Genomic DNA, 19,701 nt, shown 5'->3' with positions numbered 1-19,701 from the left:
CCGGGCGGTGTCGCGGGACCGGGCCGCGGCGCTCCCCCGCCCCCTCCCCCTCTCCCCCTTCGGGGGAGGGGCGGGGGGTGGGTTCGGGGGTGGGGGGGTGAGCAGGCGGTCAGATGACCCCCGCGGCCCTCCCCTCCCCGGCGCCCGGGCGGGGCCGGCGCGTCAGCGCGCGGGCCCCGGTCGCCATCGCCGGCCGTTGATCTGGCCCGGCTCGGATCCGATGTGGTACCTGACCCGGCGGCCGTGGACCCGCCGGGCGGGCGCCCGGCAGCCGCGGTGCCACGGGGGCAGGGCGCAGCGCTGCGGGGCGGGGTGGTGACGGTCGGCGGACGGGACGCCGCGGACCGGTCCCGGGGCCGGGACGCGTCCGGCCTCCGCCGCGGGGCGCGCGCCGGCCGGGCCCGGGTGCGGGACCCGGACCTGGCAGCTGAGCCTCGCGGCAGTGGCGGTCATGTCGGTGTGTGCCGTCCCCGGGCGCTCAGGACCGGCCGTGCCGGATCGCCGGGTGGGAGCCCGCGGCGACCAGGTCGGCGACCGCGGTCCTGGGGTCCTTGCCGGTCACCAGCGACTCGCCGACCAGCACCGCGTCCGCGCCGTCGTTGGCGTACGCGATCAGGTCGTGCGGGCCGCGCACCCCGGACTCGGCGATCTTGACGATGTGGTCGGGGATCTCGGGGGCGACCCGGGCGAAGTTGCCGCGGTCGACCTCCAGGGTCTTCAGGTTGCGGGCGTTGACGCCGATGATCTTGGCGCCGGCATCCACCGCGCGGGCGACCTCTTCCTCGTCGTGCACCTCGACCAGCGGCGTCAGCCCGATCGACTCGGCCCGCTCGATCAGCGAGACCAGCGCCTCCTGCTCCAGCGCGGAGACGATCAGCAGCGCGAGGTCGGCGCCGTAGGCACGGGCCTCCCACAGCTGGTAGGCGGTGACGATGAAGTCCTTGCGCAGGACGGGGATGTCGACCTTGGCGCGGACCGCCTCCAGGTCGGCCAGCGAGCCGCCGAAGCGGCGCTGCTCGGTCAGCACGGAGATGACCGCGGCGCCGCCCGCTTCGTAGTCGGCGGCCAGGCCGGCCGGGTCGGCGATCGCGGCGAGCGCGCCCTTGGAGGGACTGGAGCGCTTGACCTCGCAGATCACCGTGACGCTCTCGCCCTTGAGGGCGGCGACACCGTCCTTGGCCGGGCGCGCCTTCTGGGCCCGCTCCTTGAGCTCGTCGAGGCCGACGCGCGCCTGCCGCTCTGCGAGGTCGGCACGGACGCCGTCGATGATCTCGTCGAGCACACTCACGCGAGCGGCCTCCTTCTTGAGCGGTGGAGGTGGACAGTGGCCAGCGGGACGAGCTGCCCCATCCGGCACTCCGATGGTATCCGCCAGGGGAGGCAGGTCTCACATCCGGTGGACCACGGTCCCACGACCTGGACTTCCCGGGGGCCGCCCGCGGGGTGCGGGGCGGGGCCGCAGGGGCGGCGGGTCACGGTGCCAGCCCGCTGCCGAAGGGGAGGTTGCGCAGGACCGTGAAGACCAGCAGCAGGGCGCCCAGCGCCCACCAGTGGACGGCTCGCGGCCGCGGGCCCGCCGTACGCAGGCCGCGCGCCGCACGGCACGCCCACAGGGCCCAGTAGGCCGCTCCGGCGGTATAGCCGGCCACCGCGAGGGCGTTGGCGCCCAGCGCGGCGGCGAGGTCGCCGTGGGCGACGGCGTGGGCGCTGCGCAGGCCGCCGCAGGCCGGGCAGAACAGGCCGGTGAGGTGCAGCAGCGGGCACACGGGGTAGTGGCCGGGCTCGTTCGGGTCCACGGCGCCCAGCCACGCGAAGGCGGCGGTGGCGGCGGCCAGGACGCCCAGGGGTGCCGCGAGACGGCGGGGCAGGCCGCCGGGGAGTCGGGCCTGGGGCCGTGCCGCGGGTTCGCTCACGTGCCGATTGTGCGGCGGCATGCGCGAAGGCGCAGCTTCTCGGCCGCCGTACGGAAAGGGGCACGGACGGCGGGTACGGCACCGGGGGTGCGCACGGGCCGGGAAGCGGCGCCTTCGAGGGGTGCCACGAGGGTGGCGCCGGGCCGCGGCGCCACGGGAGCGGGAGCTCAGCCCTCCTGCGGCTGCGCCTGCGCCTGGGGACGCGGCTTGGCCGAGCGCTTGGGCTCCTGGCCCAGGCCGGCCGCCCGCATCAGGCCGCCCACCACGGCACCGAGGCCGATCAGCACGATGCCTGCCCAGAAGCCGGGCACGTTCGCCAGCACGATGAAGGCTCCGGAGACACAGAAGCCGATGAACGAGATGATGACGCCGGTCCAGGCGGCGGGGGTGTGTCCGTGGCCACTGCTCGACATGAATGCTCCTCGTTGCTCTCTCGCGCCGGGGTCGGGGCGCGGTGATCCTCAGCGCCCATTGTCACCGATGCCGGACGGGGTCCTTTTACCGGGTGGGGTCCTCGCCGCGGTCCAGGGACTTCCAGATCTCCTCCGGGCGGTCCAGATCCGGCGCCGCCGGGGCGCGGCGGGGGCCGCGGGGGCCGCCGGGCGTGCGCTCGTAACGGCCCGACATGGCGGGCCAGTGGCGGCCGCGCACCAGCGCCAGGACCCCGGCGAACAGCAGCAGCAGACCGCCGGCGGCGGCCACCCACGGCCAGCCGGTGTGCGTGACGTGATGCACATCGGCTCCGGTCAGGCCGACCGCGGTGGCGGCCTTCTCCCGCAGCGCGGAGGTGTCGGAGTTGCCCAGCACCGCGGCGACGGCGATGCCCACGCCGCTGAGCGCGAGCAGCAGGGCGACCGCGATCCGGCCGGCCCGGCGCACCGCGAAGACGGCGACCAGCGCGGCCAGGCCGACGACGGCCAGCGCGCCGGGCACGCCGGTCACATCGGCGCCGGTCACGCTGCGCGGCAGCTCGCCCTGGGCCAGCTGCGCGGAGCCCTTGGCCCAGGTACGGCCGGAGGCCAGCAGCGCCAGGGCTGCGCCGAGCGCGCCGGCCGGCAGGGCCAGGGCGAGACTGCGCCGCGCACGGGGCGCGGACCGGGCCTGCGCGGGGCCGGTCGGGGCGGGGGACTCGGTCCCGGCGGGGGTCTGGGGTACGGCACTCACGCGTACCACTATCGCGCACCGGCCGGCGGGGGCCGGTGCGCGGGGTGGACCGGGGCAGGAACCGTTGGAGGTCCCGCCCGCTGGACCAGCCCTCGGCGAGCTACCCGCCCAGGTGGTTGGCGGTGTTCACGGCCCGCAGCACCGCGGCCGCCTTGTTACGGCACTCGGTGTCCTCGGCCAGCGGGTCGGAGTCGGCGACGATGCCGGCGCCCGCCTGGACGTAGGCGGTGCCGTCCCGCAGCAGGGCGGTGCGGATCGCGATGGCGGTGTCGGAGTCGCCGGCGAAGTCGAGGTAGCCGACGCAGCCGCCGTACAGGCCGCGCCGGGTCGGCTCCAGCTCCTCGATGATCTGCAGGGCGCGGGGCTTGGGGGCGCCGGAGAGCGTGCCCGCGGGGAAGCAGGCGGTGAGCACGTCGAAGGCGGTACGGCCCTCGGCGACCGTGCCGGTCACCGTCGAGACGATGTGCATGACGTGGCTGTAGCGCTCGACGGACATGAAGTCGACGACCTCGACGCTGCCCGGCTCGCAGACCCGGCCCAGGTCGTTGCGGCCCAGGTCGACCAGCATCAGGTGCTCGGCACGCTCCTTGGGGTCGGCCAGCAGTTCGTCGGCGAGGGCCTGGTCCTCCTGGACGGTCGCGCCGCGCGGGCGGGTGCCGGCGATGGGGTGGACCATGGCCCGGCCGTCCTCGACCTTCACCAGCGCCTCGGGGCTGGAGCCGACGACGTCGAAAGCCGCGCCCGCGCCGTCCGCGCCGCCCTCGAAGCGGAAGAGGTACATGTACGGGCTGGGGTTGGTGGCCCGCAGCACCCGGTAGACGTCCAACGCGCTGGCCGTGCAGGGGGTTTCGAAGCGCTGGGAGGGCACGACCTGGAAGGCCTCGCCGGCCCGGATGCGCTCCTTGATGTCCTCGACGGCGTCCTGGAAGGCGGGGCCGCCCCACTCGGCGGTGTACGGCGGGACCTCCGACGGGGGCAGCGCGGCGGCACTGGCCTGCGCGGGCCGGGCGAGGTCGTCGGCCATGGTGTCCAGGCGGGCCACCGCGTCCGCGTACGCCTCGTCGATGCCGGTGTCGAGGTCGTTGTGGTTGATCGCGTTGGCGATCAGCAGGACGGTGCCGTTCCAGTGGTCGAGAACGGCGAGGTCGGAGGTGAGCAGCATGGTCAGTTCGGGCAGCCGCAGGTCGTCCTCGGTCTGCTCGCCGACCTTCTCCAGGCGGCGCACGATGTCGTAGCCGAGGTAGCCGACCATGCCGCCGGTGAACGGCGGCAGTCCCGCGCCCTCGATGAGGTCCCGGGGGGTGTGCAGCGCCTCGACGGTGGCGCGCAGCGCGGCGAGCGGGTCGCCGCCGGTGGGCATGCCGACGGGCGGTGTGCCGAGCCAGTGCGCCTGTCCGTCGCGGGTGGTGAGGGTGGCGGCGCTGCGGACGCCGATGAAGGAGTAGCGCGACCACGTACGGCCGTTCTCGGCGGACTCCAGGAGGAAGGTGCCGGGGCGTTCGGCGGCGAGTTTGCGGTAGAGCCCGACCGGTGTGTCGCCGTCCGCGAGCAGGCGCCGGGTGACGGGGATGACCCGCCGGTCCTTGGCGAGGGTGCGGAAGGTGTCGAGGTCCGGAGTGGCGGTGCCGGTGGTTCCCGTGGTCATGGCAGCGGAGCCTACTGGTCCCGGCCCGGACCGGTGATCAGTACGTCCGCGTCGAAGCAGGTGCGGTCGCCGGTGTGGCAGGCGGCGCCGACCTGGTCGACGCGGACCAGGAGGGTGTCGGCGTCGCAGTCCAGGGCCACGGACTTGACGTGCTGGACGTGGCCGGAGGTGTCGCCCTTGACCCAGTACTCCTGGCGGCTGCGGGACCAGTAGGTGCAGCGGCCGGTGGTCAGGGTGCGGTGCAGCGCCTCGTCGTCCATCCAGCCGAGCATCAGCACCTCGCCGGTGTCGTACTGCTGGGCGATGGCGGGGACCAGGCCGTCGGCGCCGCGCTTGAGGCGGGCGGCGATGGCGGGGTCCAGGGCGGAGGTGGTGTCCGGGGTGGAGGCGCGGCTGCTCATGGTGTCCATTGTGCCGTGCGGCATCCTGCACACATGCATCATCAGCAGCCGCCCGTGCCACCGCCGCCGGACCCGGACCGCGCCGCGCGGGTGGCGGCGCGGGTGCTGGGGGCGGTGTTCCTGGCGGCGGTGGTGGTCGGTGTGGTGGTCGCGGTGGTGGTGTTCCACGGGTGAGGCGGTGTGGTCCGCCCGCGGACCACGGGCGGTGACGGGAAGGGCGGGCCGCGGCGGGGTCAGACGCCCAGCTTCGCCGTCCGCAGCCGCTCGATGGCTTCCTTGTCGCCGTCCAGCTCCACGTCGGCGGCGCCCTGCCGGCCGAAGGCGAACATCGTCAGCTCGCCCGGCTCGCCGACGACCGTGACCACGGGCGTGCCGCGGTGGGCCACCGCCGTGCGGCCGTCCGGGCGCCGCAGCACCAGCCCCACCGGCGACTTCCGGCCCAGCACCCGGGCCATCCGCTCGATCCTGGTCCACAGGGCGTCCGCGAAGACGGTGTCCAGCTCGCGCGGGGCCCAGTCCGCCTGGGCGCGCCGCACGTCCTCGGCGTGGACGAAGAACTCGACGGTGTTGGACGCCTCGTCGAGCTGCTTCAGCGCGAACGGCGACATCCGCGGCGGCCCGGTCCTGATCAGCCGGAGCAGCTCCTCGTACGGCCGGGCGGCGAACTCCGCCTGCACCCGCTCCAGCCGTGCGGCCAGCGGCCTGACCAGGAGTCCGCCGGCCGCGTCGGCGCGCCGCTCGCGCACCACCACATGCGCGGCCAGATCCCGCGCGCTCCAGTTCTCGCACAGCGTCGGGGCCTCGGGCCCGGCGCTCTCCAACAGGTCGGCGAGAAGGAGCCGTTCACGCTTCGCATGGGTCGACATGCGGCCAGCCTACGACCGGCCACCGCCCCCTGCCACGGGGCCGCGCCCGGACCGGCCGCACTCCCCCGCACGGCGGTGCGGCACCCGCTCAGGACCCGCCCGGCTCCAGGTGGTCGTGCAGGATGCGCTGCAGTTCGCGGGCGGCGCGCGGCGGGGAGACGTCGCCGCGGTGGGCGACGGACACCACCCGGTGCATCCCGGGCGTCGCGAAGCGGGTGACGCGCAGGCCGGAGCGTTCGGCGACCATGCTGGGGACGACGGCGACGCCCAGCCCGGCCCGGACGAAGCCGAGGACCGCGTCCATCTCGCCGCCCTCGACGGTGAAGGCCGGCTCGAAGCCGGCCGCGCGGCATGCGGCGGTGGTGAATTCCCGCAGGTCGTAGCCGCGGCGGAACATGGCGAGCGGCCGGTCCCGCAGATCCTCGACCCGGATGCGGGTGCGCCGGCCGACGGGGGCCGGGCGGTCGGGCGCGGAGACCACGACGAGTTCCTCGCGCAGCAGCTCGGCGGTGGTCAGGGCGGGGGCCTGGACCGGGAGCGGGGTGATGACCAGGGCCAGGTCCAGCGCGCCGTCGGCCAGCGCCCGGACGAGGTCCTGCGAGCCGTCCTCGGTCACCATCAGCTCCACGCCCGGATAGGCGGTGTGGAAGGCCCGCAGGACGTCGGGGACGAGGCTGGCGCACAGGCTGGGCGGGGCGCCGAGGCGCAGCCGCCCGCGGCGCAGCCGGGCGACCTCCTGGACCTCGCGGCGGGCGGTCTCGGCGTCGGCGAGGATGCGCCGGGCCAGCGGCAGCAGGGTCTCGCCGGCGTCGGTGAGGGTGATGTGGCCGCGGGCGCGGTGGAACAGCTCGGCGCCCAACTCCCGCTCCAGCGACCGGATCTGCTGGGAGAGCGAGGGCTGGGCGACGTGTTCGCGCGCGGCGGCGCGGGTGAAGTGCCGGGTGTCGGCCACGGCGGTGAAGTAGCGGAGCTGCTGCAGCTGCATACCGGGAAGGGTAGGCGATGATAGGCCCCGGCTATGGAGATGAGCCGGACCATGTCTTGGACTGATGACAGGGCCGGTCCCTACCGTCGGGATCCATGGCACTGGACACACGGACGGACCGACGGCCGTCCTTCGCCGCGCTGATGTGGCGCTCGACCGTCGGCAAGAAGACGGTGATGGCCGTCAGCGGCCTGGTGATGCTGCTGTACCTGGTCGTCCACATGCTGGGCAACCTCAAGATCTTCTTCGGGCCGGACACCTTCGACCACTACGCGCACTGGTTGCGGGTGGTCGGCGAACCGTTCATGCACAAGGAGTGGACGCTCTGGCTGGTCCGGGTGGTCCTGGTCGCCGCGGTCGTCGCGCACGCCGTCTCCGCGTACCAGCTCAGCCGCCGCGACCTCCGGGCGCGCCCTGACAAGTACGCGCACCGCACAGCACGGGCGAGCTACGCGACCCGCACGATGCGCTGGGGCGGGATCATCCTCGGCCTGTTCCTCGTCTGGCACGTCCTCGACCTGACGACGGGCACCGCGCACCCCGGCGGCTTCCAGGAGGGCCACCCGTACCGGAACGTGGTCGACACCTTCTCGACCTGGTACGGCAACGTCGTCTACATCGCCGCGGTGCTGGCGCTCGGGCTGCACGTCCGGCACGGCTTCTGGAGCGCCGCGCAGACCCTCGGCGTCGGCAGCCGCACCCGCGACCGCCTCCTGAGGACCACCGCCGACGCCCTCGCCCTGGTGCTGACCGTGGGCTTCGTCTCCGTACCCGTCGCCGTCATGACCGAAGTGGTGAGCTGACATGACCTCGTACCCCGGCTACGCCGACTACCCGACCGGCGCGCCCCTCGCCGACACGGCCGCCCCCGGCGGGCCGGTCGCCGAACGCTGGGACCGCCGCCGCTTCGAGGCCGGGCTGGTGGGCCCGGCCAACCGCCGCAAGCACACCGTCATCGTCGTCGGCACCGGCCTCGCGGGCGGCGCCGCCGGGGCCACCCTCGCCGAACAGGGCTACCACGTCGAGCAGTTCTGCTACCAGGACTCGCCGCGCCGGGCGCACTCCATCGCCGCCCAGGGCGGGATCAACGCCGCGAAGAACTACCGCAACGACGGCGACTCCGTCCAGCGGCTGTTCTACGACACCGTCAAGGGCGGCGACTTCCGGGCCCGGGAGTCCAATGTGCACCGGCTCGCGCAGATCTCCGTCGAGATCATCGACCAGTGCGTGGCCCAGGGCGTGCCGTTCGCCCGCGAGTACGGCGGTCTGCTCGACACCCGCTCCTTCGGCGGGGTCCAGGTCTCCCGGACGTTCTACGCCCGCGGCCAGACCGGGCAGCAACTGCTGCTCGGCGCCTACCAGGCGCTCTCCCGCCAGATCGCGGCCGGCGCGGTGCGGCTGCACGCCCGCACCGAGATGCTCGACCTGATCGTCGTCGACGGCCGGGCCCGCGGCATCGTCGCCCGCGACCTGGTCACCGGCCGCGTCGAGTGCCACGTCGCGGACGCGGTGGTCCTGGCGACCGGCGGCTACGGCAACGTCTTCCACCTGTCGACGAACGCCATGAACTCCAACGCCACCGCGATCTGGCGGGCGCACCGGCGGGGCGCGTACTTCGCCAACCCCTGCTTCACCCAGATCCACCCCACCTGCATCCCGCGCACCGGCGACCACCAGTCCAAGCTGACGCTGATGAGCGAGTCGCTGCGCAACGACGGCCGCATCTGGGTCCCGAAGGCCGCGGGCGACCGCCGCCCGCCCGGGCAGATCCCCGAGGAGGAGCGCGACTACTACCTGGAGCGCCTCTACCCGTCCTTCGGCAACCTCGTCCCCCGCGACATCGCCTCCCGCGCCGCCAAGCAGGTCTGCGACGAGGGCCGGGGCGTCGGCCCCGGCGGGCAGGGCGTCTACCTGGACTTCGCCGACGCCCTCGCGCGCACCGGCCGCGCGGCGGTCGAGCAGAAGTACGGCAACCTCTTCGACATGTACGCGCGGATCACCGCGGAGGACCCGTACGAGGTGCCGATGCGGATCTACCCCGCCGTGCACTACACGATGGGCGGCCTGTGGGTCGACTACGACCTCCAGACCACGGTCCCGGGCCTGTTCGCCATCGGGGAGGCCAACTTCTCCGACCACGGCGCCAACCGCCTCGGCGCCTCCGCCCTGATGCAGGGCCTCGCCGACGGCTACTTCGTCCTGCCGACGACCCTCAACGCCTACCTGGCCCGCCATCCGCGCACCGGCGACGTGGACGCCGGCCACCCGGCGGCCGCCGCGGCCCTGGAGGAGACCACGGCGCGCCTGGACCGGCTGCTGGCCGTCGGCGGCGACCGCACCCCGGACTCCTTCCACCGCGAGATCGGCACCCTGCTGTGGGAGCACTGCGGGATGGCGCGCTCGGCGGAGGGGCTGCGCACGGCCCTGGACCGCATCCCGCGGATCCGCGAGGAGTTCTGGCGCCGCGTCAAGGTGCCCGGTACCGGCCGGGAGTTCAACCAGTCCCTGGAGAAGGCCCACCGCCTCGTCGACTACCTGGAGCTGGCCGAGCTGATGTGCCTCGACGCCCTGCACCGCGCCGAGTCCTGCGGCGGCCACTTCCGCGTGGAGTCGCAGACCCCGGACGGCGAGGCCGCCCGCCGGGACGAGGAGTTCTGCTACGCGGCCGCCTGGGAGTTCACCGCCACCGGCGAGGCCCCCGTCCTCCACAGGGAAGACCTGGTCTTCGAGCACGTCCACCCCACCCAGCGGAGCTACGCATGAACCTCACCCTGCGCATCTGGCGCCAGCCGAACGCCGACGCCCCCGGCGCCCCGGTCACCTACGAGGTGGCGGGCATCTCACCGGACATGTCGTTCCTGGAGATGCTCGACACCCTCAACGAGGAACTCCTGCTGGACGGCGAGGACCCGGTCGCCTTCGACCACGACTGCCGCGAGGGCATCTGCGGCGCCTGCTCGCTCGTCATCAACGGCGAGGCGCACGGCCCCGAGCAGACCACCACCTGCCAGCTGCACATGCGCTCCTTCCAGGACGGCGACACCCTCGACATCGAGCCCTGGCGGGCCGCCGCCTTCCCGGTCGTCAAGGACCTGGTCGTCGACCGCTCCGCCTTCGACCGCATCATCGCCTCCGGCGGCTACATCACCGCCCCGACCGGCTCCGCCCCCGAGGCCCACGCCACCGCCGTGCCCAAGCCGGCCGCCGACACCGCCTTCGAGCACGCCGCGTGCATCGGCTGCGGCGCCTGCGTGGCGGCCTGCCCCAACGGCTCGGCGATGCTCTTCACCGCCGCCAAGGTCGTCCACCTGGGCGCCCTGCCCCAGGGCGCCCAGGAGCGGGAGAGCCGCGTCCTGGACATGGTGGGGCAGATGGACGCGGAGGGCTTCGGCGGCTGCACCAACACCGGGGCGTGTGCGACGGCCTGCCCCAAGGGCGTTCCCCTGTTCAGCATCGCCACGATGAACCGGGAGTTCGTCCGGGCCGCGCGCAAGGGACGGTGAGTCAGACCGCGGCGGTCCCGATGAGGCCCTCGCGGGTGACGAGCGCGGCCAGCTCCGCCTCGCTGCGGCCCGCGGTGCCCGCGGGCCGCCGGGGCAGGACCAGGTAGCGGCTCTCGGCGCTGGAGTCCCACACCGTGATGGTGGTGGACTCCGGCAGCTCCAGCCCGAACTCGGCCAGCACGGCGCGCGGTTCGCGCACCACCCGGGCGCGGTAGGCCTCGCTCTTGTACCAGGACGGCGACGGCCCCAGCAGCCCGATCGGATAGCACGAGCACAGCGTGCACACGAGGACGTGGTGCGTGGTGGCGGTGTTCTCGACGACCTTGAGCCGCTGCTCCTGGATGCCGCCCGCCATCGAGAGACCCACCTCCGGCAGCGCCGCGTTCGCGTCCGCCAGCAGCCGCTCCCGGAACCCCGCGTCGCTCCAGGCCCGCGCCACGATCCGCGCGCCGTTGACCGGCGAGGCCCCCTTCAGCATCGCGCCGAGCGCCTCGTCCAGCTGCTCCTGGGCGACCACCCCGGCCCCGATCAGCCGCTCCTCCAGCCGCCTGACCCGCGCCGCCACCGGCAGGCTCGTGTGCTCGCCGCTCATGCCCCGTCCTTCCCTGCCCGCTCGATGTACGACTCCCAGAGGTCGACCGTGACCTCGTGACCGCCCTCGCCCCACAGGTCGCCCGCGGCGAACGCCACGGTGTAGACGGGCTCCACCCGCGGCTCGGCCACCCCCGCCGCGCACTCGTCGGCGAGCGGCCAGCGGCCCTGGCACTCGACGATCCGCCCCACGTGCCCGCGTACGTACCGCGGCACCCGCGTGTGACCCGCGGGGTCGACGGCGCGCACCCGCACCCGCTCCCCCGCCCGGAACTCAGCCCTCACCGGCCGGCCCCCGCCCGGCCAGCAGCGTCTCGATCGCGTACAGCCAGCGCTCGTAGTACGACGCGGCCAGGTACGCGCGCGGGGGCATCCGCTCGACGGCGTCCCGGAACTCGTCGAGCCGGTAGACGCCGTTGCGCACCAGCACGGAGTTCAGCGCGTACACCCGCGCCTCCCAGTCGGCGTGGAACGGCGGCTCGTCCGCCTCGATCTCCAGCGCCCCGAACCCGCCCTGGCCACCCACATCGTTGACACGGCTCATGGGGCGAGCCTACGGGCGGCCGCCGGTCAGCGCACGGTGTGCCCGGCCCCCCGGAGCGCGTCCTTGACCTGGCCGATGCGCAGGTCGCCGAAGTGGAAGACGGACGCGGCCAGGACCGCGTCGGCGCCGGCCGCGACGGCCGGGGCGAAGTCGTCCAGCCGGCCCGCGCCGCCGGAGGCGATCACCGGGACGCTGACGTGCTTGCGGACGGCCTCGATCATCTCGACGTCGTAGCCGTCCTTGGTGCCGTCGGCGTCCATGGAGTTGAGGAGGATCTCGCCGGCGCCGAGTTCGGCGGCGCGGTGCGCCCACTCCACCGCGTCGATGCCGGTGCCGCGGCGGCCGCCGTGGGTGGTGACCTCGTATCCGGACGGGGTGCCGGCGTCGGTGCGGCGGGCGTCGACCGAGAGGACCAGGACCTGGCGGCCGAAGCGCTCGGCGATCTCGCGGATCACGTCGGGGCGGGCGATGGCGGCGGTGTTGACGCCGACCTTGTCGGCGCCGGCCCGCAGCAGCTTGTCGACGTCCTCGGGGGTGCGGACGCCGCCGCCGACGGTGAGCGGGATGAAGACCTGCTCGGCGGTGCGGCGGACCACGTCGTAGGTGGTCTCGCGGTTGCCGGAGGAGGCGGTGATGTCGAGGAAGGTCAGCTCGTCGGCGCCCTCCTGACCGTAGATCTTGGCCATCTCCACGGGGTCGCCCGCGTCCCGCAGGTTACGGAAGTTGACGCCCTTGACGACCCGGCCGTTGTCGACGTCCAGGCAAGGGATGACTCGGACCGCCAGGGTCATGTCGGTTCAGGCCTCTCTGACAGTTCTCGGAAGGCTTCCAGTTCCACTTCCACCAGCACCCGGGGGTCGGCGAAGCCGGAGACCACGACCAGGGTCGAGACCGGCGGCTGCGCCGCGAACAGCTCCCGGTGGGCGCGGCCGGCCGCGTCCACGTCGCGCAGGTGGGTGAGGTACACACGGGTGCGCAGGACCGCTTCGGCGCCCAGGCCGAAGGGCTTGAGCGCGGCCAGCGCGTGGGTGAAGGCGGCCCGGGTCTGTTCGTAGGGGTCGCCCTCACCCTGCAGGACGCCGTCGACCACCGGCATCGTGCCGGCGACCAGGATCCGGTCGCCGGCCGCCACGGCGCGTGCGATGCCGATCTTCTCTTCCCAGGGATTGCCGGTCCGTACGCGCTCGATGGTCATCTTGCGGCCTTTCGTTCGCCGTTACGACACTGCTGCCAGTGCCTCTTCGAGGGTGAACGCCTTCGCGTAGAGCGCCTTGCCGACGATGGCGCCCTCGACACCTTCCGGTACCAGCGAGGCCAGTACCCGCAGGTCGTCGAGCGAGGAGACCCCGCCGGAGGCGACCACGGGCCGGTCGGTGGCCGCGCAGACGTTCCTGAGCAGCTCGACGTTGGGGCCCTGGAGGGTGCCGTCCTTGTTGATGTCGGTGACGACGTATCGCGCGCAGCCCTCGGCGTCGAGGCGGGCCAGCGTCTCGTAGAGGTCGCCGCCGTCGCGGGTCCAGCCGCGGCCGCGCAGCGTCGTGCCGCGGACGTCCAGGCCGACCGCGATCTTGTCGCCGTGCTCGGCGATGACCTTGGCGACCCACTCGGGGGTCTCCAGCGCGGCGGTGCCGAGGTTGACCCGGCGGCAGCCGGTGGCCAGGGCCGCGGCGAGCGTGTCGTCGTCGCGGATGCCGCCGGACAGCTCGACCTTGAGGTCCATGGAGCGGGCGACCTCGGCGATCTGCGCCCGGTTGTCGCCGGTGCCGAAGGCCGCGTCGAGGTCGACGAGGTGCAGCCACTCGGCGCCCGCCCGCTGCCAGGCGAGGGCCGCCTGCAGCGGGTCGCCGTAGGAGGTCTCGGAGCCGGACTCGCCGTGCACGAGGCGGACGGCCTGGCCGTCGCGGACATCGACGGCGGGGAGGAGTTCGAGCTTTGCGGCGTTCGGCATTACAGGGTCTCGATCCAATTGGTCAGGAGCTGGGCGCCGGCGTCGCCGGACTTCTCGGGGTGGAACTGGGTGGCCCACAGCGGGCCGTTCTCGACCGCGGCCACGAACCGCTCGCCGTGCGTGGCCCAGGTGACCTTCGGCGCGGCGAGGTGCGGGTTGCCGACCTCCAGCTCCCAGTCGTGCACCGCGTAGGAGTGCACGAAGTAGTAGCGGGCGTCGGCGGGCAGCCCGGCGAAGAGCCGCGAGTCCGCGGGGGCCTCGACGGTGTTCCAGCCCATGTGCGGGACGACGTCGGCCTTGAGCGGGCCGACCGTGCCGGGCCACTCGTCCAGGCCCTCGGTCTCCACGCCGTGCTCGATGCCGCGGCCGAAGAGGATCTGCATCCCGACACAGATGCCCATCACGGGGCGTCCGCCGGACAGCCGGCGGCCGACGAGCCAGTCGCCGCGGGCCTGCTTGAGCCCGGCCATGCAGGCGGCGAACGCGCCGACTCCGGGGACCAGCAGGCCCTCGGCGTTCATCGCCCGGTCGAAGTCCCGGGTGATCTCCACCTCCGCGCCGACGTGCGCCAGGGCGCGCTCGGCGGAGCGGACGTTGCCGAAGCCGTAGTCGAAGACCACGACCTTCTTACGGGGTGCCGAGGGGGTCAATTCCATACCTCCAGCCGCAGCACGCCGGCGAGCAGGCACAGCGCCGAACCGACGGACAGCAGCACGATCAGGCCCTTGGGCAGCTGCTGCTTCCAGAACGAGTAGACACCGCCGAGGAGAAAGAGCCCGAGGAGGATGAAGACGGTCGAGAGTCCGTTCACGGGCTACAGGGCCCCCTTGGTGGAGGGGATGATGCCGGCCGCGCGCGGGTCGCGCTCGCTGGCGTAGCGCAGGGCGCGGGCCAGCGCCTTGAACTGGCACTCCACGATGTGGTGGGCGTTGCGGCCGTACGGGACGTGGATGTGCAGCGCTATCTGGGCCTGGGCGACGAACGACTCGAAGATGTGCCGGGTCATCGTGGTGTCGTAGGAGCCGATCATCGGCGCCATGTTCTCCGGCTCGGTGTGCACCAGGTACGGGCGGCCGGAGAGGTCGACGGTCACCTGGGCGAGCGACTCGTCCAGCGGGACGGTGCAGTTGCCGAAGCGGTAGATCCCGGACTTGTCGCCGAGGGCCTGCTTGAAGGCGGCGCCCAGCGCCAGCGCGGTGTCCTCGATGGTGTGGTGGGTGTCGATGTGCAGGTCGCCGTCGGTCTTGACCTTGAGGTCGAACAGGCCGTGCCGGCCGAGCTGGTCGAGCATGTGGTCGTAGAAGCCCACACCGGTCGACACGTCCACCTCGCCCCTGCCGTCGAGATCGATCTCGACGAGCACGGACGTCTCCTTCGTCGTGCGCTCCACGCGTCCTACGCGGGTCATCGCTTGTTCTCCTTCAGTACTGCGCGAACCGCGTCGAGGAACGCGTCGTTCTCTGCCGGGGTGCCGGCGGTGACCCGCAGCCAGCCCGGTACGCCGTTGTCACGGACCAGCACGCCGTGGTCGAGGATCGCCTGCCAGGTGGCGTGCGCGTCCTCGAAGAGGCCGAACTGCACGAAGTTGGCGTCGGAGTCGACGACCTGGCAGCCGGCCGCCCGCAGCTCGGTGACCAGGCGGTCCCGCTCGGCCTTGAGCTGCTCGACGTACTTCAGGAGCGTGTCGGTGTGCTCCAGCGCGGCGAGCGCGGTGGCCTGGGTGACGGACGAGAGGTGGTACGGGAGCCGGACCAGCTGCACCGCGTCGACCACGGCGGGGTCGGCCGCGAGGTAGCCCAGCCGCAGCCCGGCGGCGCCGAAGGCCTTGGACATGGTCCGGGAGACCACCAGGTTCGGGCGGCCCTCGATCAGCGGCAGCAGCGAGGGCCGGTGGCTGAACTCGCCGTAGGCCTCGTCGACGACCACCAGGGCGCCGGCGCCGTCGGACCGGGCCGCCTGGGCGGCGTCGTACAGCGCAAGCACCGTGTCCGCCTCGACGGCGGTGCCGGTGGGGTTGTTCGGCGAGCAGATGAAGACCACGTCGGGCCGCTGCTCGGCGATGGCCGCCCGCGCCGCCTCGACGTCGATGGTGAAGTCGTCGTTGCGCGGGCCGGAGGTCCAGCCGGTGCCCGTGCCGCGGGAGATCAGCCCGTGCATGGAGTACGACGGCTCGAAGCCGAGGGCGTGGCGGCCGGGGCCGCCGAAGGTCTGCAGCAGCTGCTGGATGACCTCGTTGGAGCCGTTGGCCGCCCAGACCTGCTCGGTGGTGACCGGGTGACCGCCGGTGCGGGTGAGGTAGCGGGCCAGCTCGGTGCGCAGCTCGACCGCGTCCCGGTCGGGGTAGCGGTTGAGCAGGCGGGCGGCGTCGGTCACCCGCTCGGCGATCCGGCGGACCAGCGGCTCGGGCAGCGGATAGGGGTTCTCGTTGGTGTTCAGGCGCACCGGGACGTCCAGCTGCGGTGCGCCGTAGGGGGACTTGCCGCGCAGCTCGTCCCGGATGGGGAGATCGTCGATGCGGGTCACGTGCCTGCTCACTTGCTCTGCGGGACCTTCCATTCGAACCTGGCCTTCAGCGCGGCGCCGTGGGCCGGGAGGTCCTCGGCCTCGGCGAGGGTCACCACGTGGTGGGCGACCTCGGCCAGCGCGTCGCGCGAGTAGTCCACGACGTGGATGCCGCGCAGGAAGGACTGCACGGACAGGCCGGAGGAGTGGCAGGCGCAGCCGCCGGTGGGCAGGACGTGGTTGGACCCGGCGCAGTAGTCGCCGAGCGAGACCGGGGCCCAGGGGCCGACGAAGACCGCGCCGGCGTTGCGGACCCGGGCGGCGACGGCGGAGGCGTCGGCGGTCTGGATCTCCAGGTGCTCGGCGCCGTAGGCGTCCACGACCTTGAGACCTTCGTCGATGCCGTCGACGAGGACGACGGCGGACTGCCGCCCGCCCAGCGCCTCGGTGATCCGCTCGATGTGCTTGGTGGCCGCGACCTGCCGCTTGAGGGCCTCCTCGACGGCGTCGGCGAGTTCGGCGGAGTCGGTGACCAGGACGGCGGCGGCGAGGGTGTCGTGCTCGGCCTGGCTGATCAGGTCGGCGGCGACGTGCTCGGGGTCGGCGGTGGCGTCCGCGAGCACCGCGATCTCGGTGGGCCCGGCCTCGGCGTCGATGCCGATACGGCCCTTGAGGAGGCGCTTGGCGGAGGCGACGAAGATGTTGCCGGGGCCCGTGACGAGGTTGACCGGCAGGCACTCGTCGGTGCCGTACGCGAACATCGCGACGGCCTGGGCGCCGCCGGCGGCGTAGACCTCGTCGACGCCGAGCAGGGCGCAGGCCGCGAGGATGGTGGGGTGCGGCAGGCCGCCGAACTCCTTCTGCGGCGGGGAGCTGACGGCGATGCCGGAGACCCCGGCCTCCTGCGCCGGGACGACGTTCATGACCACGGACGACGGGTAGACCGCCAGGCCGCCGGGGACGTACAGGCCCACCCGCTCGACGGGGACCCAGCGTTCGGTGACCGTGCCGCCGGGGACGACCTTGGTGGTGACGTCCGTGCGGCGCTGTTCGCGGTGGACGATCCGGGCGCGCCGGATGGACTCCTCCAGGGCGGCCCGGACGGCCGGGTCCAGCCCGTCGAGCGCGTCCCGCAGGGCCTCGGCCGGCACCCGTACCCGCTCGATCTCGACACCGTCGAACCGCCGCGCGTACTCGATCAGCGCCGCGGTGCCACGATGGCGCACGTCCTCGCAGATGGGCCGCACCTTCTCCAGGGCGGCTTCCACGTCGAACTCGGCACGGGGCAGCAGGTCGCGCAGGGCGCCGCCCTCGGGGAGGGCGTCACCGCGCAGATCGATTCGGGAGATCACCCTCCCAGTGTCTCAGACCCGCTCCTGGGCCCGAGCGGCCGTATCACTCAGTGATACACAGCGGCACATGCGCTCCACACACCGTGATCCGGGTCCCGGAAGTTGACCGGAGTTGGCCCTGACCACGCGTGTTCAAGCCGTCACGGGGCGGGCAAGGGCCCGGTGACGGCGTACGGGGACGCCTGTCGGACGCCCGATGACCAGTGCACGAAGTGCGTCCGAACAGGTTGCGACACACCACGGGAGAACAAGGGGGATCCACTGTGACCGAGCCCGGGGACGGCGACGCGCCCGCCGATCTGCAGCTGACGTCGGCGGAATGGAGCATGTGGCAGGCCTTCCGCAACGGCAGCACCTGCGATCTGCACATCGGCGACCCGGAGCGCGACGATCCGCACGGGCAGCACCTGTGGGGCCCGGAGCGCCGGGTGCGGGCCCGGGTCGTGGCGCTGCTGCTGCTCGACGGGCCGCCGCCGCAGCCCGGCCGGGTCTCCGCGCTCCAGCTCACCGGCGCGTACATCACGGACACTCTCGACCTTGCGGGCGGCACGATCAAGCCATTCGTCGAGCTGCGGGACTGCCGCTTCGAGGCCGAGGTGGTGCTGCCCGAGAGCCGCTTCACCACGCTGCGGCTGGTGAACTGCGCGATACCCCGGCTGGAGGCGGCCCGGCTGCACACCGAGGGCGACCTCCACCTGCCGCGCTGCGTGGTGCACTCCGGGGTCCGGCTCTCCGACGCGCAGATCGGCACGGACCTGATGCTCAACCAGACCATGGTGCACAAGGACCGGCAGGGCCGGTCGATCATGGCGGACGGGATGACCGTCGCCCAGGACCTCCAGGCCGAGATGCTGGAGTCCTACGGCGAGCTGTCGCTGCGCGGCGCCACCGTCGGCGGGTCGCTGAGCCTGCGCGGCAGCCGGCTGAGCAACCCCTTCGGCCGCCGGGCGCTCAACGCCCCGCAGCTGACCGTCGAGCGCACCCTCCACCTGACCGCGGCGGGCCTGGCCAACTCGCCGTTCTCCAGCGGCACCACTCCCCCGTACGGCACCGTGCACACCCCCTCGCGCGGCACCCGCATGCAGCGCTTCGAATGCGAGGGCGGGATGCGGCTGGACGACGGGCGGTTCGGCGACGCCGTCGACTTCGAGCACGCCCGGTTCGTCATGGAGTCCGACCAGGAACTCTCGCTGCGCCGCATCCAGACCCCCGAGCTGCGCTTCCTCGGCGAGCGCCCGCAGCGCGGCCGGGTCATCCTCTCCGGCGCCCGGGTCGTCAACCTCATCGACAAGTCGGCGAGCTGGCCGGGGCTCGGCGGGCTGTGGATGGCCGGCTTCGCGTACGAGACGCTGATCCCGCGCGGCCCCTTCCCGCTGGCACAGCGGCTGCGGTGGGTGGCCGCGGCGACCCCGGAGTACGCGCCCGAGCCGTACGAGATGCTCGCCGCCTCGCTGCGCACCACCGGCGAGGACTCCGATGCCCGCGAGGTGCTGCTGGCCAAGCAGCGGCGCCGCCGCGAGACGCTGCCGCTGGCGGCCAAGACCTGGGGCTTCCTCCAGGACTGGACCGTGGCCTACGGCTACCGCCCCGGCCGGGCCGCGGTCTGGATGGCCATCCTGTGGGCGATCGGCACCGCCTACTTCTCGATGTCCCCGCCCCCACCCCTCAAAGCGGGCGAGGCACCCCCCTGGAACCCCTACCTCTACTCCCTGGACCTCCTCCTGCCGGTGATCGACCTCAACCAGAGCACCGCGTGGAAGCCGGGCGGCGGCGCGCAGTGGGTGGCCGCCGTCCTGATCCTGGCGGGGTGGATCCTCGCCACGACGGTGGCCGCGGGGGCGTCCCGCCTTTTGCGGCGGCAATAGCGACAGCCGGGCCCTCCCACGTTTTCGGCTTTCCCGCCGTGGGGGTTTCTCTTGGTTCGCCTGCGGCGGGCGGGGTCCGCTGCGCGGGGCGTTTCGGGTGCCGGTGCCGGGCCTGCGCGGGTGGGGGTGTCCGGACTGCTTCGCTTTACGTCCGGACACCCCCACCCGCTCCGACCCGTCCCCTCCCGTTGAGGGGTGGGAAGAAGGCCGGTGGGGGTCAATGTGGCTGGTCCGGTGCACCTCGTCGGCTGGGGGGATCGGCTGTGATCGACGCCCGCCCCCACCCACGATCACTTCACTCACCCACGGGAGGGGACGGGCCGGAGGGGCCTGGTGTGTGGACGTAAAGCGAAGCAGTCCACACACCAGGCCCCTCCGGCCCGTCCCCTCACCCACAGCCCCGCGCAGCGGACCCCGCCCGC

Annotated in this window: 25 protein-coding genes; 5 read left to right on the top strand and 20 right to left on the bottom strand. The window is 73.5% G+C overall.

All coding sequences use genetic code 11. The annotated features are described in order from the left end of the window. Nucleotides 1-162: 162 nt before the first annotated feature. The 7 genes from trpM to hisI all read right to left on the bottom strand — a co-directional run bounded on the left by trpM (nucleotide 163) and on the right by hisI (nucleotide 5,123). Complete coding sequence (gene trpM / locus K7396_RS36010) at nucleotides 163-453, bottom strand: tryptophan biosynthesis modulator TrpM (protein ID WP_152105230.1); 291 nt, start codon at nucleotides 451-453, stop codon at nucleotides 163-165. Between the two features lie 25 nt (nucleotides 454-478). Then, nucleotides 479-1,288, bottom strand: a complete 810-nt coding sequence (gene trpC / locus K7396_RS27030) for an indole-3-glycerol phosphate synthase TrpC (protein WP_152105231.1) — start codon at nucleotides 1,286-1,288, stop codon at nucleotides 479-481. A 184-nt stretch (nucleotides 1,289-1,472) separates the two neighbouring features. Beyond that, nucleotides 1,473-1,934 carry a DUF2752 domain-containing protein gene (locus K7396_RS27025; RefSeq protein ID WP_152105232.1) on the bottom strand — a complete coding sequence of 154 codons (462 nt, stop codon included), beginning with the start codon at nucleotides 1,932-1,934 and terminating at the stop codon, nucleotides 1,473-1,475. A 146-nt stretch (nucleotides 1,935-2,080) separates the two neighbouring features. Continuing rightward, complete coding sequence (locus tag K7396_RS27020; protein WP_086716840.1) at nucleotides 2,081-2,326, bottom strand: HGxxPAAW family protein; 246 nt, start codon at nucleotides 2,324-2,326, stop codon at nucleotides 2,081-2,083. Between the two features lie 85 nt (nucleotides 2,327-2,411). Then, entirely contained in the window at nucleotides 2,412-3,077 is a 666-nt protein-coding gene (locus tag K7396_RS27015) for a TIGR02234 family membrane protein (protein WP_086716857.1), read from the bottom strand. A gap of 100 nt (nucleotides 3,078-3,177) precedes the next feature. After that, the gene (locus K7396_RS27010) at nucleotides 3,178-4,722 is read right to left on the bottom strand and encodes an anthranilate synthase component I (protein ID WP_086716841.1); all 1,545 of its coding nucleotides are present in this window, start codon (nucleotides 4,720-4,722) and stop codon (nucleotides 3,178-3,180) included. Between the two features lie 11 nt (nucleotides 4,723-4,733). Beyond that, nucleotides 4,734-5,123 carry a phosphoribosyl-AMP cyclohydrolase gene (gene hisI, locus K7396_RS27005; protein WP_086716858.1) on the bottom strand — a complete coding sequence of 130 codons (390 nt, stop codon included), beginning with the start codon at nucleotides 5,121-5,123 and terminating at the stop codon, nucleotides 4,734-4,736. A gap of 33 nt (nucleotides 5,124-5,156) precedes the next feature. Here hisI and K7396_RS27000 point away from each other — a divergent pair, with 33 nt between their 5' ends. Continuing rightward, a complete protein-coding gene (locus tag K7396_RS27000; protein WP_158101104.1) occupies nucleotides 5,157-5,297 on the top strand; it encodes a hypothetical protein in 141 nt (46 codons plus the stop codon). A gap of 59 nt (nucleotides 5,298-5,356) precedes the next feature. Here the strand turns inward: K7396_RS27000 and K7396_RS26995 are convergent, their stop codons facing one another. Next, nucleotides 5,357-5,989 carry a TIGR03085 family metal-binding protein gene (locus K7396_RS26995; RefSeq protein WP_086716842.1) on the bottom strand — a complete coding sequence of 211 codons (633 nt, stop codon included), beginning with the start codon at nucleotides 5,987-5,989 and terminating at the stop codon, nucleotides 5,357-5,359. Nucleotides 5,990-6,077: 88 nt separating this feature from the next. Beyond that, the gene (locus K7396_RS26990) at nucleotides 6,078-6,974 is read right to left on the bottom strand and encodes a LysR family transcriptional regulator (RefSeq protein WP_086716843.1); all 897 of its coding nucleotides are present in this window, start codon (nucleotides 6,972-6,974) and stop codon (nucleotides 6,078-6,080) included. A 95-nt stretch (nucleotides 6,975-7,069) separates the two neighbouring features. Between K7396_RS26990 and K7396_RS26985 the strand changes: the two genes are divergently transcribed. From K7396_RS26985 to K7396_RS26975, 3 genes are read left to right on the top strand one after another with little or no spacing between them, the layout of a single operon-like run. Continuing rightward, nucleotides 7,070-7,777 carry a succinate dehydrogenase gene (locus K7396_RS26985; protein WP_086716844.1) on the top strand — a complete coding sequence of 236 codons (708 nt, stop codon included), beginning with the start codon at nucleotides 7,070-7,072 and terminating at the stop codon, nucleotides 7,775-7,777. Nucleotide 7,778: 1 nt separating this feature from the next. Continuing rightward, entirely contained in the window at nucleotides 7,779-9,737 is a 1,959-nt protein-coding gene (locus K7396_RS26980) for a fumarate reductase/succinate dehydrogenase flavoprotein subunit (protein WP_086716845.1), read from the top strand. Continuing rightward, nucleotides 9,734-10,477, top strand: a complete 744-nt coding sequence (locus tag K7396_RS26975; protein ID WP_086716846.1) for a succinate dehydrogenase/fumarate reductase iron-sulfur subunit — start codon at nucleotides 9,734-9,736, stop codon at nucleotides 10,475-10,477. The genes K7396_RS26980 and K7396_RS26975 overlap by 4 nt, the downstream gene beginning before the upstream one ends. Nucleotide 10,478: 1 nt before the next feature. On the opposite strand, the gene K7396_RS26970 is transcribed toward K7396_RS26975, so the two are convergent. The 11 genes from K7396_RS26970 to hisD are packed head-to-tail and all read right to left on the bottom strand — an operon-like array spanning nucleotide 10,479 to nucleotide 17,414. Further along, the gene (locus tag K7396_RS26970; RefSeq protein WP_086716847.1) at nucleotides 10,479-11,069 is read right to left on the bottom strand and encodes a nitrile hydratase subunit alpha; all 591 of its coding nucleotides are present in this window, start codon (nucleotides 11,067-11,069) and stop codon (nucleotides 10,479-10,481) included. Beyond that, complete coding sequence (locus K7396_RS26965) at nucleotides 11,066-11,353, bottom strand: SH3-like domain-containing protein (RefSeq protein WP_086716848.1); 288 nt, start codon at nucleotides 11,351-11,353, stop codon at nucleotides 11,066-11,068. The genes K7396_RS26970 and K7396_RS26965 overlap by 4 nt, the downstream gene beginning before the upstream one ends. Continuing rightward, a complete protein-coding gene (locus K7396_RS26960) occupies nucleotides 11,343-11,612 on the bottom strand; it encodes an SH3-like domain-containing protein (RefSeq protein WP_086716849.1) in 270 nt (89 codons plus the stop codon). The genes K7396_RS26965 and K7396_RS26960 overlap by 11 nt, the downstream gene beginning before the upstream one ends. Nucleotides 11,613-11,638: 26 nt before the next feature. Beyond that, nucleotides 11,639-12,403 carry an imidazole glycerol phosphate synthase subunit HisF gene (hisF, locus tag K7396_RS26955; RefSeq protein ID WP_086716850.1) on the bottom strand — a complete coding sequence of 255 codons (765 nt, stop codon included), beginning with the start codon at nucleotides 12,401-12,403 and terminating at the stop codon, nucleotides 11,639-11,641. Beyond that, entirely contained in the window at nucleotides 12,400-12,807 is a 408-nt protein-coding gene (locus tag K7396_RS26950; RefSeq protein WP_086716851.1) for a Rid family hydrolase, read from the bottom strand. Before K7396_RS26950 ends, hisF begins: the two co-directional genes overlap by 4 nt. Nucleotides 12,808-12,828: 21 nt before the next feature. After that, nucleotides 12,829-13,560, bottom strand: a complete 732-nt coding sequence (priA, locus tag K7396_RS26945) for a bifunctional 1-(5-phosphoribosyl)-5-((5-phosphoribosylamino)methylideneamino)imidazole-4-carboxamide isomerase/phosphoribosylanthranilate isomerase PriA (protein ID WP_086716852.1) — start codon at nucleotides 13,558-13,560, stop codon at nucleotides 12,829-12,831. Next, nucleotides 13,560-14,216, bottom strand: a complete 657-nt coding sequence (gene hisH, locus K7396_RS26940) for an imidazole glycerol phosphate synthase subunit HisH (protein ID WP_086716853.1) — start codon at nucleotides 14,214-14,216, stop codon at nucleotides 13,560-13,562. Before hisH ends, priA begins: the two co-directional genes overlap by 1 nt. Next, complete coding sequence (locus tag K7396_RS26935; protein WP_167392733.1) at nucleotides 14,207-14,371, bottom strand: hypothetical protein; 165 nt, start codon at nucleotides 14,369-14,371, stop codon at nucleotides 14,207-14,209. The genes hisH and K7396_RS26935 overlap by 10 nt, the downstream gene beginning before the upstream one ends. Before the next feature lie 3 nt (nucleotides 14,372-14,374). Continuing rightward, entirely contained in the window at nucleotides 14,375-14,968 is a 594-nt protein-coding gene (gene hisB / locus K7396_RS26930; protein ID WP_086716854.1) for an imidazoleglycerol-phosphate dehydratase HisB, read from the bottom strand. Further along, nucleotides 14,965-16,083, bottom strand: coding sequence for a histidinol-phosphate transaminase (locus tag K7396_RS26925; protein ID WP_086716859.1), 1,119 nt, complete (start codon nucleotides 16,081-16,083; stop codon nucleotides 14,965-14,967). Before K7396_RS26925 ends, hisB begins: the two co-directional genes overlap by 4 nt. 8 nt (nucleotides 16,084-16,091) lie before the next feature. Next, a complete protein-coding gene (gene hisD, locus K7396_RS26920) occupies nucleotides 16,092-17,414 on the bottom strand; it encodes a histidinol dehydrogenase (RefSeq protein WP_086716855.1) in 1,323 nt (440 codons plus the stop codon). Between the two features lie 263 nt (nucleotides 17,415-17,677). Between hisD and K7396_RS26915 the strand changes: the two genes are divergently transcribed. Next, nucleotides 17,678-19,279: an oxidoreductase gene (locus tag K7396_RS26915; RefSeq protein ID WP_086716856.1), complete on the top strand. Its 1,602-nt coding sequence runs from the start codon at nucleotides 17,678-17,680 to the stop codon at nucleotides 19,277-19,279. The last annotated feature ends 422 nt before the right edge of the window (nucleotides 19,280-19,701 follow it).

This window comes from Streptomyces angustmyceticus (assembly GCF_019933235.1).
GTDB classification, from domain to species: Bacteria; Actinomycetota; Actinomycetes; order Streptomycetales; family Streptomycetaceae; genus Streptomyces; species Streptomyces angustmyceticus.
The sequence above is the reverse complement of the archived record's forward strand: the minus strand, read 5'-3'. Positions and strand labels throughout refer to the sequence as shown.

Coding starts and splice junctions, on each gene's coding strand:
- trpM (WP_152105230.1), bottom strand. CDS start 453: ATGACCGCCACTGCCGCGAGGCTCAGCTGCCAGGTCCGGGTCCCGCAC.
- K7396_RS27025 (WP_152105232.1), bottom strand. CDS start 1,934: ATGCCGCCGCACAATCGGCACGTGAGCGAACCCGCGGCACGGCCCCAG.
- K7396_RS27020 (WP_086716840.1), bottom strand. CDS start 2,326: ATGTCGAGCAGTGGCCACGGACACACCCCCGCCGCCTGGACCGGCGTC.
- K7396_RS27010 (WP_086716841.1), bottom strand. CDS start 4,722: ATGACCACGGGAACCACCGGCACCGCCACTCCGGACCTCGACACCTTC.
- hisI (WP_086716858.1), bottom strand. CDS start 5,123: ATGAGCAGCCGCGCCTCCACCCCGGACACCACCTCCGCCCTGGACCCC.
- K7396_RS27000 (WP_158101104.1), top strand. CDS start 5,157: ATGCATCATCAGCAGCCGCCCGTGCCACCGCCGCCGGACCCGGACCGC.
- K7396_RS26995 (WP_086716842.1), bottom strand. CDS start 5,989: ATGTCGACCCATGCGAAGCGTGAACGGCTCCTTCTCGCCGACCTGTTG.
- K7396_RS26990 (WP_086716843.1), bottom strand. CDS start 6,974: ATGCAGCTGCAGCAGCTCCGCTACTTCACCGCCGTGGCCGACACCCGG.
- K7396_RS26985 (WP_086716844.1), top strand. CDS start 7,070: ATGGCACTGGACACACGGACGGACCGACGGCCGTCCTTCGCCGCGCTG.
- K7396_RS26980 (WP_086716845.1), top strand. CDS start 7,779: ATGACCTCGTACCCCGGCTACGCCGACTACCCGACCGGCGCGCCCCTC.
- K7396_RS26975 (WP_086716846.1), top strand. CDS start 9,734: ATGAACCTCACCCTGCGCATCTGGCGCCAGCCGAACGCCGACGCCCCC.
- K7396_RS26970 (WP_086716847.1), bottom strand. CDS start 11,069: ATGAGCGGCGAGCACACGAGCCTGCCGGTGGCGGCGCGGGTCAGGCGG.
- K7396_RS26960 (WP_086716849.1), bottom strand. CDS start 11,612: ATGAGCCGTGTCAACGATGTGGGTGGCCAGGGCGGGTTCGGGGCGCTG.
- hisF (WP_086716850.1), bottom strand. CDS start 12,403: ATGACCCTGGCGGTCCGAGTCATCCCTTGCCTGGACGTCGACAACGGC.
- K7396_RS26950 (WP_086716851.1), bottom strand. CDS start 12,807: ATGACCATCGAGCGCGTACGGACCGGCAATCCCTGGGAAGAGAAGATC.
- priA (WP_086716852.1), bottom strand. CDS start 13,560: ATGCCGAACGCCGCAAAGCTCGAACTCCTCCCCGCCGTCGATGTCCGC.
- hisH (WP_086716853.1), bottom strand. CDS start 14,216: ATGGAATTGACCCCCTCGGCACCCCGTAAGAAGGTCGTGGTCTTCGAC.
- hisB (WP_086716854.1), bottom strand. CDS start 14,968: ATGACCCGCGTAGGACGCGTGGAGCGCACGACGAAGGAGACGTCCGTG.